Source organism: Novosphingobium sp. G106, assembly GCF_019075875.1.
In the GTDB taxonomy this organism is placed as follows: Bacteria; Pseudomonadota; Alphaproteobacteria; order Sphingomonadales; family Sphingomonadaceae; genus Novosphingobium.
The window spans coordinates 74,533-90,617 of sequence record NZ_JAHOOZ010000004.1; the positions used below are offsets into that span (position 1 = coordinate 74,533).

General features: G+C 62.1%; 21 protein-coding genes. 10 read left to right on the forward strand and 11 right to left on the reverse strand.

All coding sequences use genetic code 11. The features are described 5' to 3' along the window. The 4 genes from KRR38_RS34170 to KRR38_RS36835 all read right to left on the reverse strand — a co-directional run bounded on the left by KRR38_RS34170 (position 1) and on the right by KRR38_RS36835 (position 3,368). Positions 1–1,032, reverse strand: coding sequence for an IS110 family transposase (locus tag KRR38_RS34170; protein WP_217408209.1), 1,032 nt, complete (start codon positions 1,030–1,032; stop codon positions 1–3). Positions 1,033–1,279: 247 nt separating this feature from the next. Further along, entirely contained in the window at positions 1,280–2,548 is a 1,269-nt protein-coding gene (locus tag KRR38_RS34175; RefSeq protein WP_217408210.1) for a Y-family DNA polymerase, read from the reverse strand. Further along, positions 2,545–2,958, reverse strand: a complete 414-nt coding sequence (locus KRR38_RS34180; protein ID WP_217408211.1) for a LexA family transcriptional regulator — start codon at positions 2,956–2,958, stop codon at positions 2,545–2,547. Before KRR38_RS34180 ends, KRR38_RS34175 begins: the two co-directional genes overlap by 4 nt. Positions 2,959–2,966: 8 nt before the next feature. Further along, positions 2,967–3,368 carry a hypothetical protein gene (locus tag KRR38_RS36835; protein WP_254515905.1) on the reverse strand — a complete coding sequence of 134 codons (402 nt, stop codon included), beginning with the start codon at positions 3,366–3,368 and terminating at the stop codon, positions 2,967–2,969. 127 nt (positions 3,369–3,495) lie between these two features. Between KRR38_RS36835 and KRR38_RS34190 the strand changes: the two genes are divergently transcribed. Further along, positions 3,496–3,849 carry a hypothetical protein gene (locus KRR38_RS34190; protein WP_217408212.1) on the forward strand — a complete coding sequence of 118 codons (354 nt, stop codon included), beginning with the start codon at positions 3,496–3,498 and terminating at the stop codon, positions 3,847–3,849. 11 nt (positions 3,850–3,860) lie between these two features. Beyond that, complete coding sequence (locus tag KRR38_RS34195; RefSeq protein ID WP_217408213.1) at positions 3,861–4,274, forward strand: hypothetical protein; 414 nt, start codon at positions 3,861–3,863, stop codon at positions 4,272–4,274. Positions 4,275–4,337: 63 nt separating this feature from the next. On the opposite strand, the gene KRR38_RS34200 is transcribed toward KRR38_RS34195, so the two are convergent. After that, a complete protein-coding gene (locus KRR38_RS34200) occupies positions 4,338–4,634 on the reverse strand; it encodes a PilZ domain-containing protein (RefSeq protein ID WP_217408214.1) in 297 nt (98 codons plus the stop codon). Between the two features lie 430 nt (positions 4,635–5,064). On the opposite strand from KRR38_RS34200, the gene KRR38_RS34205 reads away from it, so the two are divergent. From KRR38_RS34205 to KRR38_RS34220, 4 genes are all read left to right on the forward strand, one after another. After that, a complete protein-coding gene (locus tag KRR38_RS34205) occupies positions 5,065–5,223 on the forward strand; it encodes a hypothetical protein (RefSeq protein ID WP_217408215.1) in 159 nt (52 codons plus the stop codon). 355 nt (positions 5,224–5,578) lie between these two features. Beyond that, positions 5,579–5,815: a DUF6894 family protein gene (locus KRR38_RS34210; protein WP_217408216.1), complete on the forward strand. Its 237-nt coding sequence runs from the start codon at positions 5,579–5,581 to the stop codon at positions 5,813–5,815. Then, entirely contained in the window at positions 5,812–5,958 is a 147-nt protein-coding gene (locus KRR38_RS34215; protein ID WP_217408217.1) for a hypothetical protein, read from the forward strand. Before KRR38_RS34210 ends, KRR38_RS34215 begins: the two co-directional genes overlap by 4 nt. Positions 5,959–6,087: 129 nt before the next feature. Beyond that, positions 6,088–6,750, forward strand: a complete 663-nt coding sequence (locus KRR38_RS34220; RefSeq protein WP_217408218.1) for an SOS response-associated peptidase family protein — start codon at positions 6,088–6,090, stop codon at positions 6,748–6,750. Here the strand turns inward: KRR38_RS34220 and KRR38_RS37185 are convergent. The 3 genes from KRR38_RS37185 to KRR38_RS34230 all read right to left on the reverse strand — a co-directional run bounded on the left by KRR38_RS37185 (position 6,747) and on the right by KRR38_RS34230 (position 7,479). Then, positions 6,747–6,869: a hypothetical protein gene (locus tag KRR38_RS37185; RefSeq protein ID WP_256449661.1), complete on the reverse strand. Its 123-nt coding sequence runs from the start codon at positions 6,867–6,869 to the stop codon at positions 6,747–6,749. The genes KRR38_RS34220 and KRR38_RS37185 overlap by 4 nt on opposite strands. A 60-nt stretch (positions 6,870–6,929) precedes the next feature. After that, positions 6,930–7,124, reverse strand: coding sequence for a hypothetical protein (locus KRR38_RS34225; protein ID WP_217408219.1), 195 nt, complete (start codon positions 7,122–7,124; stop codon positions 6,930–6,932). Positions 7,125–7,218: 94 nt separating this feature from the next. Then, a complete protein-coding gene (locus KRR38_RS34230; protein ID WP_217408220.1) occupies positions 7,219–7,479 on the reverse strand; it encodes a hypothetical protein in 261 nt (86 codons plus the stop codon). 244 nt (positions 7,480–7,723) lie between these two features. Between KRR38_RS34230 and KRR38_RS34235 the strand changes: the two genes are divergently transcribed. Continuing rightward, positions 7,724–8,047: a hypothetical protein gene (locus tag KRR38_RS34235; RefSeq protein ID WP_217408221.1), complete on the forward strand. Its 324-nt coding sequence runs from the start codon at positions 7,724–7,726 to the stop codon at positions 8,045–8,047. A 568-nt stretch (positions 8,048–8,615) separates the two neighbouring features. Here the strand turns inward: KRR38_RS34235 and KRR38_RS34240 are convergent. Then, positions 8,616–9,704 (reverse strand): IS5 family transposase, encoded by a 1,089-nt coding sequence (locus KRR38_RS34240; RefSeq protein WP_217408222.1) that lies wholly within the window; start codon positions 9,702–9,704, stop codon positions 8,616–8,618. A gap of 862 nt (positions 9,705–10,566) precedes the next feature. Between KRR38_RS34240 and KRR38_RS34245 the strand changes: the two genes are divergently transcribed. Beyond that, positions 10,567–11,727, forward strand: a complete 1,161-nt coding sequence (locus tag KRR38_RS34245; protein WP_217403750.1) for an IS110 family transposase — start codon at positions 10,567–10,569, stop codon at positions 11,725–11,727. A gap of 662 nt (positions 11,728–12,389) precedes the next feature. On the opposite strand, the gene KRR38_RS37595 is transcribed toward KRR38_RS34245, so the two are convergent. Further along, positions 12,390–12,854: an acylphosphatase gene (locus KRR38_RS37595; RefSeq protein WP_309141257.1), complete on the reverse strand. Its 465-nt coding sequence runs from the start codon at positions 12,852–12,854 to the stop codon at positions 12,390–12,392. A gap of 226 nt (positions 12,855–13,080) precedes the next feature. Between KRR38_RS37595 and KRR38_RS34255 the strand changes: the two genes are divergently transcribed. Together KRR38_RS34255 and KRR38_RS34260 are read left to right on the forward strand one after the other, a co-directional pair. Further along, positions 13,081–13,281 (forward strand): DUF6961 family protein, encoded by a 201-nt coding sequence (locus KRR38_RS34255; protein WP_217408224.1) that lies wholly within the window; start codon positions 13,081–13,083, stop codon positions 13,279–13,281. Positions 13,282–13,514: 233 nt separating this feature from the next. Continuing rightward, complete coding sequence (locus KRR38_RS34260; protein ID WP_217408225.1) at positions 13,515–14,117, forward strand: MucR family transcriptional regulator; 603 nt, start codon at positions 13,515–13,517, stop codon at positions 14,115–14,117. Positions 14,118–14,489: 372 nt separating this feature from the next. On the opposite strand, the gene KRR38_RS34265 is transcribed toward KRR38_RS34260, so the two are convergent. Beyond that, positions 14,490–15,794: a replication protein RepA gene (locus tag KRR38_RS34265; RefSeq protein WP_217408226.1), complete on the reverse strand. Its 1,305-nt coding sequence runs from the start codon at positions 15,792–15,794 to the stop codon at positions 14,490–14,492. Positions 15,795–16,085: the final 291 nt, after the last annotated feature.

Consider the following 16,085-nt stretch of genomic DNA (forward strand, 5'->3'; position numbering starts at 1 on the left):
CTACACCGCGACAGCACAGCTGCGCTCGTAGGTTGTCTCCTTGCGCAGGACCGCCCACGCGATCCGAGCCAGCTTGTTCGCCAGAGCCACGACCACGGCATTGCGGTGGACACCTCGCTCGATCATGGCCTTGAGCCATCGCCCTAGCGGCGTGTCGCTCTGTGAGAGCGATGGCAGCGCCGCTCGGGCGCCGTGGATGAGCAAGGTGCGCAAATACGTGTTGCCGCGCTTTGAGATGCCGAGCAGCCTGGCCTTGCCGCCTGTCGTCTGCTGCTTGGGGACCAGGCCGAGCCAGGCACCTAGATCGCGAGCCCTGGCGAAGCCGCTGGCGTTGCCGACAGCCGCAATCAGGGCTGTGGCGTTGAGAACGCCCACGCCAGGGATCGAGGTCAGCCTTCGGGCAGCTGCGTCTTGGTGCGCCAGGTCGACGAACTCGCCGTTTAGTGCTTGGATCTTTGTATCGAGCTCGAGCCATTCGCCGCGCAGCTCGCTGACCAGTTGGCGCATGCGCTGCGACATTGCCCCATCGCCATCGGCAAGCATTGCATCCAGGCCCAACTCAAACTTGCGGCGCCCGAGCGGAAAGATCACACCGCGCTCCATCAGGATCGCCCGCAGTTGGTTGATCAAGCCCGTGCGCTCGGCAATGAGGCGCGAACGCACTCGGTGGAGTGTCTGGATGTCCAACTGCTCCTGGCTCTTTAGCTCGACGAAGCGCATCGTTGATCGAGAAGCAGCCTCGGCGATCCCTTCTGCGTCCCGATCATCGTTCTTCTGCGCCTTGACGTAAGGCCGTACGTATTCCGGCGGCATCAGCCTGATCTCGTGCCCATGCGCAGCAAACAGGCGCCCCAGATAGTGCGCCCCGCAGCACGCTTCCATCGCGACTACACAGGCTGGAAGTTTGGACACATAATCGATCAACGTCTGCCGGCGCATCGACCGGCGCACGACCACTGCACCAGCCGCGTCAACTCCCACAACGCTGCAAGAGTTCTTGCCCAGATCGACACCAAGGATCACGATAGTCATCGGTCCGCTCCTCTTCCTTTTCAGACACCGGCATCATATCCGATGCCGGGGAAAAGGGGCGGGCCATCCCATAAGGGCAGCTTATCGCTTTTGGCGACTTGATTCCGGAAAGTCCGCGACGTCGAACACTTCCGCCGGTTGGAGCGGCCGCTCGCCTCCAGCGCTGGCGCGTCGCAGGCCGCTTTGCCTTCGGCGGCAGTGCCGGGCGTGGCCCGATTGGCGACCTCTCAAGCAGGGATCGCTGTGTTTACGCCCTGACCGCCGGGACCTCGGCGATACGGGTCGTGTAATTGGGCGAGCGAGCCTCCGATCGCGCGGTCCAGCCTCGCCTGAAGCCCTGGACCGCCGGTACAGCCGTGAATTTTCCGAAACGGGCATTGACCTCGTCCATAGCCGTCATCAGCCGCACTCGCTTGTCACTATCCTCCTCGAACAGCGTGCGGGGACGCAGGTCCTGGGTGATCAGGTCGTCCAGCATGATGCCGGCCTTGGTAATTGCGTAGCCCTCGCGCCAGGCGCTTTCGACCCCGCGCCGGGCCAGCGCGAGAAGTACGAGGCCGTCGCTTGTCATGGGTTGGGCGCTGAGGGTTCGCGAGGCCGAATACTGCGGCCTCTCGGGTTTGTGCGGATCGGTGTGGAAGAATACGGTGACACGGCCCGCGGCGAGGCCATGCTGCCTGAGCTTCTCGCCGGCGCGCATCGCATACTGCGCGACGGCGCCCATGAGCGTTTCGATATCGTTCACCGGCGTGCCGAACGAGCGGGTGACAGCCATCCCCTTGCGCTGCGGCTCGATCGTCTCGACTGCCATCGCCGGAATGCCGCGCAGCTCGGCGATCAACCGCTCCAGAACGACGGTCCCCAGCCCGCGGGCCCGCTTCATTGCCATGTCGCGCAGCTGCCCGGCGGTGGTTATCCCGGCCCTTGCGAGCTTCGCCGCCGTCGCTCGGCCGACCCCCCAGACGTCACGAGCAGGAAAGCGGTCGAGCACCCAGTCGCGGACTCTTTCTTCGCGAAGGTCTGCGACGCCATCGAACAGCGGGTTCTTTTTCGCCGCGGCGTTGCCGAGCTTCGCCAGCGTCTTGGTGGCGCCGATGCCGACGCAGGTCGGAATGCTCGTCCATTGTCGGACCTGCGCGCTCATCGCGCGCGCATGGGCGACGAGATCGAGGTGCTCGAAGCCGGCGAAATCCACGAAGGTCTCGTCGATCGAGTAAATCTCGAAATCGCGCGCGAAAGGCTGGATCGCGGCGACCACACGGCGCTGCATGTCGCCGTAGAGTGCATAGTTCGACGACAATACGCGAATGCCGTGGGCTGCGATCTTGTCCCGCAGAAAATGTACGGGGTCGCCCATTCTGATCCCCAGTGCCTTCGCCTCGGCCGATCGCGCAATCGCGCAGCCATCGTTGTTGGAAAGCACGATCACCGGCACGCCGACAAGGCCCGCATCGAAGGCGCGTTCGCACGAGACATAGTAGTTGTTGCAATCGATGAGGGCGACGGGCGTGGTCAAGCGTACCTCCGGGCCAGGCCCACGACGACGCCCCAGACTTCCACGTGCTCGTCGACGACGATTTCGCCGTAACCTTCGGCCTCCGCCACCAGCAAGAGGCGGTCTTCTCGCCGCGCCAGGCGCTTCAGCGTCCGGTCGCCGTGGACCAGCGCAACGACGATATGACCGGCACGTGGCTTCTTGGCCCGATTGACGACGATGAGGTCGCCATCGTTGATGCCCGCGCCGGACATCGAATACCCCTCGACGCGCATGACGTAGCTGGCGGCAGGATGCTCGACGAGCCAGTCGCCAAGATCGATGGGCTCTTCCATGTCGTCTTGCGCGGGCGAAGGGAAACCCGCGGGGGTGCTCACCAGAAGCAGCGGCAGTTCGAGCGGTGTCAGGTGGACTGGTACAAGTGCACGCATTTGAGGGGTCAGTAGCTCGACCAGTCCAGTTCAGCGTCGTCGAGCGCCTCGAACACGTCGCCGTCGGCGCCCATCTTCTGGAGGCGCGCCCTGACATCCGCCGCGCTCGCGCGCCGGGGAAAATCCCTGTCGGCCTTCGCCGCCTTGGCGAGGTCGCCGACCCAACCTTTCCGATCCGTCTGGGCGACCAACCACTCGCCGAAGCTTTGCCGCTGTATTTCCGGAGCAGTGCGGACCTCTTCGAAAAGCCTTATCGTGGGCGCAAGCTGGCCGGGCAGTGGCGCCGGCTCTGTGCTTGGTGCCGGCTCTGGCGCTGCTACCGCCGCGGTGGCGAAGTCGAACTCGACTTGCGGATCGGCCGCGAATTCCCCGTCGATAAGGCTGGTCGTCAGAGTTGATGGGCGGTGCATTTCGGTTTCTCCTCTCGAATCAGGAAGCGGCCATTCTATGCCCGGCGAAGCACGCCGTCATTTGCTTTGTTCCTTCTATGTTCTAAAATCGTAAGCGGCCCGAGTCGCCGGCCCGAAGGAACGCCCGATGGAAAACAAACCTGCGGATAGCGTCGTCGCGACCGCTACGACCGACCGAACCACCTCCTATTTCGTCGCCAACATGGTCCTGGATGCGATCCTGGGTGCCTCGAAAAGCGGCGAGAACGACACCAAGGATCCCGATGCGGCGATCGACGGCGTGCTTATGGCACTTGCCGCCGTTCTCGAGCAGGCACCGGAGTTTCCCACCAGCCAATCGCTGAGGCTCGGGGCTGAGACTTTGGGCAAGCGCGTCCACGCCCACGCTAGAAAATTTCGCGCAGTCTATGATGAGACCGGCATCCACCCGATCAATGCACTGGCCCAATCGCAAACCTTGTCCAATCCCCTACCCAACTGAGGCACTCCGCCATGTCTGACCTTTTCGTCCTTCCCGGTTTTCGCGCAACGCCCGCCGAACGCCGCGCGGCCATAGCCCGGCTCAACACCGTCAAGCTGACGACCGACCAGTTCGAAGCGGGCTGGGGTCTTTACGAGCGTACCCAGCTCCGCGTGATGCGCGGCGAGCTGCCGCGCGAAGCGCCGATGGCCGCGCTCGAGGACTTCTGTGCCGGCGCCGACCTGCTGCCCGCCGATCTCGCCGCCGCGGCGATTTACGTCCGTGCCGACCCGATCGTTGATGCGCGCAGCGGCGCGGTCGACCTCAAAGCCGAATATCCCGACATGTATCTCGCCTGCATCCTAGAGCCGATCGGCGACGATGCCCTCGACTATCCTGCCCTTGACCTTGGCGAGTTCCAGGAAGAGCTCGCACTGGAAGACTAAAGGGAAACAGCGGCTTGCGATGCTTGCGCTGACGCAGCCCAGACAAATTGCCGATGATTGCCGCTAGGGTTTGGTCAAGACGGTCTGCGCGTCGATTGCCCGGTCGAACGCCAGGCCGCATCGCGGCGCGATCGCCCAGGCGACTTTCGCATCGACCCAGCCGATGCCCCGAATGCGGACCGCGACACGCGAGCCGATCTCGATATCGCTAACGCCCTCGATCATCGCGCCCTCGTCCGAGATGTTGCGAACGGTGACCTGGAGGTCACCGACTGCAATCCGCACGACACCGGGCATGGACGCGGAGACCCTGTCTGTCGCCCGCTTGTCGGCAGTCAGGCTATCCTGGCGCGCAGCCATCAGCGGTCCTTCCCAAAATCTGGTCAAGGCACCGAGGAGGATTCCAGACCAAACGCCAGCATCCTGTGCGCCGGGCGTTAACATATCGCCACCACCTAGCTTCGAGACGAGACCTAACTGCGATAGGGCAAGAAAGTTCGCTCACAGCAGCTTAAAGCGGAGGCCTCTTGGGGCAGGAATAGCCACGTCCCGCGAGGATGCGGCGCATGTGTCGTTCGCAGCTGCACGGCGGAGGGCCTCGCGCCTGTGGGGGGCGCAAGAGCTATCTCGCCTGCCATATCTCGCTTTATCCGAGCCTTTGCCTCGGCTCATCGTCAGATGCGCAGGATTTCGCATCCACGACGGTTTTCCGCTGGAACCCTTGGCTGGCAGTCCCGGTTCACCCCTTGCCCCAGACCAGATCGACAGGTCACGCACAAGGAGATCCGCCATGCTGAAACTCGCCGCGCTCGCCGCTCTTGGCTACGGCGCCTATCGTTATGTCCAGAACCAGCGCCGCGCGCCTGACCCCCGCCCAGTGCCGATCGCCGGCGGCCCTCTCAGCAGCGACGCCCGGGTCCAGCCAACGCCGGATGCGCCGACCCTGTAAAATGATGCGCCTTGCCGCGTGAGGCCCTGCCTCCCGGGGCAAGGCGACTTCCGAATTGGCGGCTGGGCGCTAGTTTATTCGCACCTAGACAGTCTGGGCAAGACGCGCATGCTTGAATGCGCCCAGAAGCCGCTGCGCATCCGCGTCGTCCTCGCAATCGATCACAACCCTATTGCCGGAACGCGGCTGCGCGACCGCCCTGCAGCAGATCGAGCGCGGCGCGGACGTCTTGCCAGGGGATGGCAACGGTGATGGGGGACTCTGTCATGGCCCGACTCTGGGCTAGGACGCACGGAGCGCCAGAACATAGGTTAAGCGGGCGGAACCAAAAGATGGCCTCGCCACTTGAGCGATGATGCCCCAGTATTTCTTCAATCTCTACAACGACATCACCGCTATCGACGACGATGGCAGCGAATGGGCAGACGACGCCGCGGCACTGGAGCAGGTCGTCCTGGCCGCGCGCGAAGTGACGAGTGCCCGCGTCCTTGCGGGCCATATAGACTTAAAGCACCACATCATCGTCCTGGCAGAGAATGGGCAGACGGTTGGCACGGTCGCCTTCGGAGACGCGGTCACGGTCATCAAGTGACCTGGCGCCGCTTCATCTGGACGCTCGTCGCACTCACCGCCGCCTATGTCGTGATGCTGATGCTTGTGACGCCGACGCCTGGCCTGTCCGGCCACGAGCCTGGCATTCTGGACCACCTGCTGCCCGGGTCCTGGCTGGGCTGATCTCGCCTCGGGCGCAGCGCGGTGATGGGCTGGTATCTTGGTCCGCGCGATCCCCGCCTCGTGGGCGAGTTTGGCCGTCCAACCGGCGCCGATCTTGGCACCGAGCCTCTGCGCAGCCATGTATGACCCATGTGCAACCGGAAACATCAGAGCCACAAGGCCATCAACGCCTGGTTCGAGGCTCACGGCGAACAAATCGATATCGATTGGACCGACCGGCCCGGACAGCTCTTCCCGACAGGAAAGAAGACGCCGCGCCACGGCATCGTCGGGCGGCGGCTGCCCGGCGGCAACCGGCCGCTCGTTGCTGAAAGGATGGAATGGGGTTTCCCCCACCAGGTCCCCGCCAAGCGCCCGGGCTCTATGCTCGACACGTTCGTCACCAACGCGCGCAATCTCCATCTGCCGCTCTGGCGCGATGCCTTCGCAAGCACGCTGCAGCGCTGCCTCGTCCCTTTTACCCATTTCGCCGAGCCTCATCCCGCGGGCGGCAAAGGCGACGACAAGCTCCCGCGCCAAGCCTGGTTCAGCCTGCCCGACCAGCCCGTGGGCGTATTCGCAGGGCTCTGGACGGAAACGCCGCGGGGGCGCGCCTATGCCTTCGCGACCTGCCCGCCCAACGAGATCGTCGGCGCCATCCACCCCAAGGCCATGCCCGCGATCCTTCGTCCCGAGGACTGGGATGCCTGGCTCGAGGGCGACGCAAAAACGGCCAAGGCGCTCATCCGGCCCTACGACGGGCCGATGGTCGTCCAGGATGCAACCCCGGTCCTCGAGAAGACCGGCGGTTAACCGGCCTGCTGGCCGTCATCCTGCCGTTTGGGCATCTTGGGCTCGTTTGGGTTCTTGGGTTCGGTGTCATGCTCCGCCGGTTTGGGCGGCTCGTCCTGGGGTTTGTCGGGCTCGGGCATCGCGTTTCTCCTGTCCTCGCATGAAGCGCGGCGGTGTGGCCATGGTTCCGCCGGAGGAGCCTAGGGCTCGGCCAAATCCTCGCTGGTATAGACATCGCCATCGGCGTCTGGGACGCCCAGTACGTCGAGGATCCGATTGAATGCCTCGAGTAGCTCGGCGCGATCGTTGATCGGCCAGCTGATCGCGGCGTGATCCATGGCCACCGCGACGCTGAGCTCGTCGGCGCCGCGCAGCCTCGATTCCAGATCGTCCATCACATCTCCTCCCTCGAAGGAGGCCAAAGCCTGCTCCCTCGCACCGGCGAGGGCAAGCGGGGCCAAGTCATTGTGGCATGGCGCAAAGGGCCGCTTAGTGCACCGCGAGCTCGCCGCCCTGGCAGAGGCAGGCAGCGAGCCCTTCCTCCTGAGCGACGATCTGGAAAGCCGCCATCGCCGCCGTGTCTGAGGCAAAGACCTCGTCCCATCTGTTCGTTCTACCGCTTTCGTTGGCGACGACGATCACCCAGTCCGGCTCGTCGTCGAACCTGAAGATCTGCACGTCGACCATCATCCCCTCGATGGTCACGCGCCGCGACAGGTCCGACATCTCGATCCTGGTCTGTTTTTCCATAAAGGTCGCCTCCAGCGATGACCCAACTGATCAACTCGGCGGCACCAGGCCTGTTCCTAGGCAGACGTGCTGCGCCGGTGCCGCGCCATCAGCGAGGTCCAGAGATGAGATTTTTACGGGCCGGGCCCGAGCCGCGGCCATGACGCAGTGCCAAGCGGCGGGACAGCCGATCCTTGCTCGCCAGGAACTGACCGCCGGACCGCACGTTTGGCATTTCGCCGGATCTCCCGGCGAGAGGAATCCCATGAGCGATGTTCCTGCAGTCGAACCCGCACAAGCCGTCTCGGACGATGCCGCCGCGGACAAAGCGCCCGATCCTCGCCGCCACTATGCCAGTCCCGAAGATCTCGCCGAGGATATCGACCTCGATATCGCCACCCGTCATGAACTGCTCTGCCAATGGAAGAAGGACCTCGACCAGAGATTAGAGGCTGAGTCCGAAGGTATGAGCGCGTCGGATCCGATCGCTCACGAGCAGGAGGCAAGGCTGGCAAACGAACATCGCCGCGCGAGCACCGCGCTCGAAGAGCTCGTTCGCGGCCATCCGGATCTCGCTCCGTGTCGCTGATGGCCATGATGGCCGGCGGTGCGCTGATCGGGTGGCTGGGCCGTCAGTGGGCCGATCAGCAGGGAATCGATTTCTAGGCCTTGCCGATAATCCGTTCGCATCGCCCTTAATGCCGTATGGGCATCCGGCGGCCACCTGCGCCGGTTAAAGTCTTACCGAACTGCGCGTCGCCGACCCCGGACCTCACGGATCAGATGCCGGCCTACGCAATTAGGCAGAGTGGTCGAACTGGTGCTCCTAGCAGGCTGTTGAAGAACTCCATTTTTTGGCGATGAAGGGATATTCGTCGCCATGCCGGTAGCAGATTTCGCCGTGGAGAGACCCATCCGGCTGGAGTTCAGCAGACCCATCGCCGCAGACGTCATCCATCTCGTCGTTGCCGTCCCAGGAGAAGTCGATGCTGGTTGCTTCGGTGGTACTGGCTTCCCAAATGTGACCGGTGCAGCAGCCGAAGGCGAACTCGCCCCCCCGCCGTTGCGTTCGAACAAGATATAGGCCGGCTCGACCATGTCGGGATAATCGGTCGGGAAGTCAGGCATCTCGATGATGCGCCATTTGCCCCGGACACTCATGATGGTTCTCCGAGAAGCTTGGGCAAGCGGATCAGGTTGTAAGCGGCCGCGGCAAAGGTGAAAGCCCAGTCGACCTTAGCGAGGCCGCGGAGCTTGGTCTTACGGAAGCCTGCGATGGATTTGATCCAACCGAAGGCTTCCTCAATGCGTTTCCGAGCTCGGATACTCGCCGCATAGCTTGCGTGCCGGGTCGTGCGCCGGTCGATCGCCGAACGACGCCTGCTGATGTTCTGGGCGATATGTGGCCTGACGTTGAGTGTGCGAAGCTCTTCGACGAACTCAGCCGCGTCGTAGCCACGGTCCGCTCCGAGCGTGATGGCTCTCGGTCGCTCCGCAAACGGCTCGATCATCTCGAGGGCCGCCAGTCGTTCGGCATGGCCAGAAACGCGCGTAAGTCGGGCGTCGACCAACAGGCCCGAGCGGTTTTCCATCAGTCCATGACCAATGAAGCAGAGCTTTGCTTCCATGCCAGGCCCCTTCTTGTAGAGCATCGCATCGGGGTCGGTGCTGCTCGCATGGGTGTCGTTTGAGCGCTTCTCCCCACGGAAATCGGCAGGAGCGTTGCGACCACCGCCGCCGTTCCCGGGGCCCTCGTCGTCGCGTGACCGGAAGCTCTTCATCGATGCCCAAGCTTCGATCAGTGTGCCATCGACACTGAAGTGATCGCTCGACAACAGCCGCCGTACGCGCGGTAGCTCCAGGATCGTTGTCAGGAATTTTGCAGCAATCTCGCCAGCCAGCAACCGATCGCGGTTTTTCGAGAAGGTCGAGTGGTCCCATACCAGCTCGTCCACGCCGAGGCCGACAAACCAGCGGAACAGCAGATCGAACTCCAGGCGCTCCATCAGCTGCCGCTCGGACCGAACCGAGTAAAAGGCCTGGAGCAACATGGCTCGCAGCAGCATCTCCGGCGCGATTGAGGGCCGCCCCATGCCGGAATACAGCGCCGAAAACTCCCCTGACAGCGCCTCCAGCGCTTCGCTCACGACCCCTCGGATTGCTCGCAACGGATGGTCGGCCCGGACACGCTGCTCCAGATCCACGTAGGAAAACAGCTCGCCCGACCGCTTATCCGTGCCTCGCATCTCAACCTCTCGACGATCACCGCCAACGATTGAATCACGTCCACATCCGTCGCGCCACCGACTTCTTCAACAGCCTGCTAGGAAGCAGCGCGCCTAACTCTTGGACGACGCGGAGCGTGACCGGTGATGTGCCCAACATGGTCCGTCATCGCGCGAAGTAGCGACCGAATCTCATTGTGAGTGAAACCACCGTCGTTCGGAGGAAGATTCTCTACCAGGGACAGGCAGTTCCACTGGCTGTACGGGGACAGAACTTGCGCCAGTCGCGCTGTCTCTGGGCATTCGAGTCCTAACCCCGTCGCATTGGCATAGGCAAGCGAGCTGGAGACGAAGAGGCCGATATGACGAGCACACCAATCGTCACGAAAACCCACGTCGAGCAAGTGAGAGGATAACGCCAGTTGGGCCACGATACCTGCGCTGTAAAGAAAGTCAGGCCAGTTGCCGGGCGAACCAGGTTCTAAGGGCCGCATGAATTCGTGCGCACGCTGGAAGCGAGCACGACTCAGATTTCGCCCCTCCCGGGTTCTGACAAGTTGAACCGGTGCATTGTCATCTCCTTGCCATAGCGCCGTCAGCGTGGCGTTATGGAGATTGCCCGACGGTCCGGCCTGCGGTGTTCGGGGTAGACTTGCCACCGCGCCAGGCGAGCGGCGCATCGGTGAAACAGGGCTAAGTTCGTCCATTGGTACCTCCGGTCCGCATCAAAGCGGCGAGGCGGAAGGACGAGACGGATGCGGAAAAGGGTCCCGAACTCCCGCACACTAGGCGCGGGAGCCGCCGGGTGCGGTTTAGCTGAGGTCTTTTTTCTCCTTCAGCGGGCATGATGCCGCGATCGGTATCGTGCGTGAAGGAGGACGTAATGGCGAAGAAGATCACCAATCCCGCTATCCTGGCGCTGAAGGAAGCTGCCGAAGTGGACCCGGCGCGCGGGCGTGTTTGGATCGGCCTCGATGTTGGTTTGCGATCGACGGCTGTCTGTGTTGTCGATAGCGACGGCAAGGTCGTCCACCAATGCTCGGTTAAGTCGAACGCGACCGAGATGGGGCGCTATTTCTCGAAGAACTTCAAAACGAACATAGCGATGATCGGGCTGGAGTCGGGCGCGATGGCGACGCATCTGACCACCAGCCTGAGACGGCTCGGCTATCGCGTCACCATGCTCGATGCCCTACAATGTAAGAAGGTCTTGTCGATCAAGCGCAACAAGACCGACACCAACGATGCGCGCGGCCTCGCCGAGATCACGCGGACAGGTCGGGAATATCTGACCGAAGTCTATGTGAAGAGCGCGGCCTGCTTCGAAGTCAGGGCGCAGATCATCATGCGGCACCGCCTCGTCCAACAACGCGTGGAGACCGAAGCCATGATCCGCGGCTTGCTGCGCGTCTATGGGGGTCGCGTCGAACCCGGCGCACAATCCTCCGCGACGTTCCGCGAGCGTGTGATGCAGCAAATGCTCATCATCCAGGATCAGGAGGGCATCAATATGCGCCCGCGCGTCCTACCCATCCTCAAGCTCTGCGAGGAGTTCAGGATCGAGGCCGATCGCATCGAGGCGGAACTGGAGATGCTGGCGAAGGAGCATCCGGTGTGCCGGCGCTTCCTTGAGATTCCCGGCGTCGGCGCGATCACCGCGCTGTCCTTCTACACCGCGATCGAAGACCCGACGCGGTTCCGGCGCTGCGACGACGTTGCCGCCTATCTCGGCCTCACGCCGAAGATCAGCCAGTCCGGCGAGACGCTGCATAAGGGCTCGATCAGCAAAATGGGCAACCGGTTGACGCGAACTCACCTCGTCGGCGCCGCCACGGTCATCATGTCTGCGACCAAGACCTTCAGCTCGCTCAAGGACTGGGGCGTTCGCCTATCGAAAAAGGTCGGCTACAACAAGGCCAAGATCGCTGTTGCCCGCAAACTGGCCGTCATCATGTTCGGCATCTGGCGCGACGGCACGCACTTCCAGTTCAAGACCGAGACCGTCGAGCCGCATCGCCAGATGATGCAGGGGGCGCGGGCCTGATACGAGATCCATCCGCCTGGACGCGGATGGCACGATCCTCCCGGGAGGCGGAGGGACCGGAGACGCCGATTTTACCAACTTAGGGCAGCGATGACCCTGTGCCTGGTTGATGGTGCTCCACCCTTCGATACGAACGGACCATGATGCGGCGTGCGATCCATCAGCCATCAGGCTGTCGCACGACCCCGGAGAGAGTGTTGCACCTCGGGTCGATCAATACTTGCCGTCCAGGCCTTGAAGAGGGAACGAGATCATGTTCTGATCAAACATATCCGGCGTCTCCCCCCAGCCGAGGGGACCTCAGCTAGAGAGCTGGTAACATGCCTGTGACATGCGCCGCCGCCTTTGGCCCGAAGGCTTGGACATGCGCGACGACACCCCGGAAACCGAAGTGTCCGAGTTGCTTCACAGGCGGGATTACCAGTCCCGGCGCTGCCCTTTGCACAGCGCAGGTGAGCAATAACAGAGGCGATTCCCCGCGCCAAGAGCACTGACATCGGGGCAAGAATGGCGTCGAGAAACGAATAGAATTAGGCGGGAAATTGTCGGCCGAAAGACTACTCAAATTTCAGAAGTTCATGATTCATGCGGATGCGCCGTCCATGCCGGTGTGGCGATAGACCTCCCGCGGGTTGCCCGGCGAATGCAGGGCTAGCGAGAAATCAGACCGATTGCCGGCGAGTAAAGCCGTCAAGCCGCTCGATATCTGCATCGGCAACGTGCACTTGGGATACCTGAGATGCTGGGGATCCAACACGAAGGCGATCGACAAATCGCCCAACCGCGGCAGCTTCGCCGACCACGTAAACCTCCACTCGGCCGTCGGTCAGGTTCCGAACCCACCCAGAGACGCCTATCTCCCGCGCTCGTTCTATCGTCCACTCGCGGAAAAACACGCCCTGGACGTGGCCTTCGATGAAAATAGAGCGCGCGATCATTCGCGCAGCGTTGGCACGAATGGCCTTGCCCTGCAAAGTGGGTTGGACAGCAGTGATGCTCCCCTTCCCCGGCTTTCGCGCTAGCGATTCCGAGCACTGACAAAAAAAGCCCGGACTTGCGCCCGGGCATGAAAAGTTATGGGAGAGGATGCCTGAAAGGCACCCGGTATGTGGGTGACAGCCGGCCATGCTGCAAGTGCGAACAACGCATAGAGACGTGCGTGTGCCGCAACCGCCATCCGCATGCGATGTAAAGACTGGGATCGCCAGGCGGTGACGCTTGCGATTAATCTCAATCTCCCCCGAACGGTCCCTTGGCGATGGCCAACCCTATCAATTCGCTGAATTGTTGCCGAACCAAGTCGACGTCGTAGGTACGCAGCCGCCGTTCCCTATGCTAGGATTGGCAGCGCACATGACGATGACTCAAGACCAGCATTTGTGGGCCTGCGCGCTTGAGGTGGAGCGCCAGCATGGCGATGCCGCCTTTCTTTTCGCATCTATGCGCGTCGACGAACTCGTAGCAGAAGGAGCCTTTGAGGGCGCGAGGACCTGGCGCGCCATCCTTCAGCGGATTGAAGCTTTGCAAGCCGATCAAAATCTCGGACGACAATAGGGGCCGACAACATCAGGCGGCTCGGCGATATCGGCAAAAGCTGGGTTAGCGGATCCGGCGCTCAGGCGAATGAAACACGCCAGACCCGCAAGACCGCTTTGCCAAATCATGGTAAATCAGTTATTAACGCGGCCTCCCCCCTATTCTGCATTTCCTGCCAATCAGCCGTTAATTGACGCGACAGCGCTTTTCGTTACATGCGAGCGGCAGATTCAAACGAACAGGACATGATGATGGCCGACGAACAGCCCGATACCACCCTCCTCGAACTCGCGACTGAACTCACGATCGCGTGGCTCGCCAACCCGAATACGCGCGCCGCTGCCGAAGAGGTCCCAGCATTTCTTGATAAGATGCACGGGGCGGTTACGAGCCTTGCGGGTTCTTCTTCCGCTGTAGAAGAAGTCGCTCCGGCACCGGAATACACCCCTGCTGTTACGGCCCGCAAATCGCTCGCTTCGGATGATCACATCATCTCGATGATCGACGGTAAGGCGTACAAGACGCTCAAGCGCCACCTCTCAGGCCACGGCCTGACGCCGGCCGAATATCGCGAGCGGTATGGTCTCAAGGCCGACTATCCAATGGTTGCGAAGAACTACGCGGAGATGCGTCGCGGACTTGCGAAGAAGATTGGCCTCGGCCGCAAGCCAGGCGAAACGGTGGCAAAGCCCAAGCCGGCAACTGCTGCCAAGCCCGCCACCGCGAAGGCACCGGTAGCTGCGAAGGCCCCGACGGCGAAGACTGCAGCCAAGACGGCAACGAAGCCCACCGCCAAGCCGAAAGCGCCGAAGCCAGTGAAGGCGGCGGAGCCTGCCGTCGAAGTACAATCCTGACATCTGCTCGGCGCTAGCTGCGTCGATCCTGCGGAGGTCGTCAGGGCTGCAGCAGATCTCCCTCGATGGGGACTGCTGTGCCCGATGGTCTCCCCCTCCCCCCAGTATGCTGCATTGGTGTAGTGTCGATCTCCATGCCGGAGATCGACGCCCCTCCCCTGCCCGCGACGGCATCGCTCCTCAGATCGATGATCGCACAGCTCCACCGCAATCCTCAAATGGATGGATTGTAGCGTCTGCGCACGGCGGGCCAGCCTTTCACGGCTCGCGATCGATCTCGAAGTCTCAGCTGACTGTGTTGGTCGGCCGATTCAGCTTGGGAGTCTAAAGGGCACGGAGATCATCGGTGTGGTGCCAAACTTTACGCGCCCTTCATTCTTCCGAGGTCGCAGACCGGCGCTCAGCGTAGCGCACGACGAAAGCCTCCCACACGCGTAGCCATTCGCTATCGGTGCGGGCCCGCTTGATATCACCGAAACCGGCACGGAACGCATCTGCCATTGCGTCGACAGACCAAGGCTTGCCCTTCTCGAGTCCAATGTCACGAAACGCCTTGGCGCGTTCGCCATAGTTCAGCGAGCCGCTCGGGAAAGCATAGAGTTCGTCGCCGGGCCTGACTGGGGTGGCCTTGCTCGCTCCGGGTTTTTCGACCGATGATCTCGGTGCTTTTTGTTCGCTGGCAGCGCCCACCAAACGCAGGTGTGGTCCGACGAGCCTGCGCTCGAGCGGCGCGGGCGATGGATGCAGAACCACTTTCCGGCCAGAAACATCGACATTCGCGTTGGGGTAAACCGCCGAGACTAGTTGCATCGTCTCGCGAACGGTCTGGCGGAAGCGCTTGCTGTCGGCTTCGTTCCCCAGGTGTTTGGCAAGCTGATCCCACGAAATCATCTGCGGCCTGGCGCTGTTTATGCGCGGCAGGCGATAAGCGAGATAAGTATAGAGATCGAGCGCCGTTGGGGTGCCCTTGAGTTCCCGGATGGCAACTTCATTTAGCGGTACCGCATGATCGACGAGCTGGCTGTAGAAAGCCTCGGACATGCGGATTTCGCGAGCGAAGGCGCCATTCTTATCGAGCGAACCCGCATATTCGTTGGAGATCTTGACGTCGCGGACCGCGAAGGCGTTATCGCCGGCGTCCATGTCATCCCAGCGGATCTGCCATTCACAGGCGAGGAGCCGGTCGACCTGCTCGCGCATGAGATTGGCAGTGCCCCGAGGGCCATAGGAGATCGTCTGATAGCCGAGACGCCGCATCCACTCGGTGAAATTGCGTCCGAGATAGACATCGCGCGATTGCTTGGCGACCGCCTGTGACAGGAGATAGATCAATGCCACTCTTGGATAGGCGCCGTACGGGACGCCCAGGCTCTTGAGCACCGGTTTCCCATCGATATTCTGAAGTACCGGCCGAGGATTGATAGCGAGCGCGTACTTGCCGTCCTCGCGCAGAATCGGAAGCGTATCGTCCTTGGGTCGCTTTGTGGGCAGCGACATGGCGCAAAGTGCGGAGTGGAGAAATGCCGGTACTGGCTCCTCGTCGTGAACCCGCAGGAACGCATCGAGCGTAAGCTGCGTTCCGGCCATTTCGGCAACGGATCGTACCTTTGCTTCGCCCCCGTCGATCATGGCGAGAGCGTATTGGTGCCCGATTGGCATTGTTGGGTCGCCACTCATTCGCTGTGCCCTTCCCCGAATCTAGGGGCTGCGGATGGCGAGGTAACAACAGGATTCAGGGGGGTGATGCAAGCCTATTGGCAGTTTTGCCCGGATTCACGGCTTGAAACCTACAAATTGACCGATGATGTCGGAGCGGTTTGCCGATTCCCCCCTTCCCGTCTCTAAAAATCTTTAAAAAACCGATTCGCGTATCGGATTTATATAGGAGTTTGAGTCCTTAGGTATGGGCTCTGAGATCATCGGTCGATTGCACCGAGATCATCGGCAAAAAGCACTGTTTTCATCGGT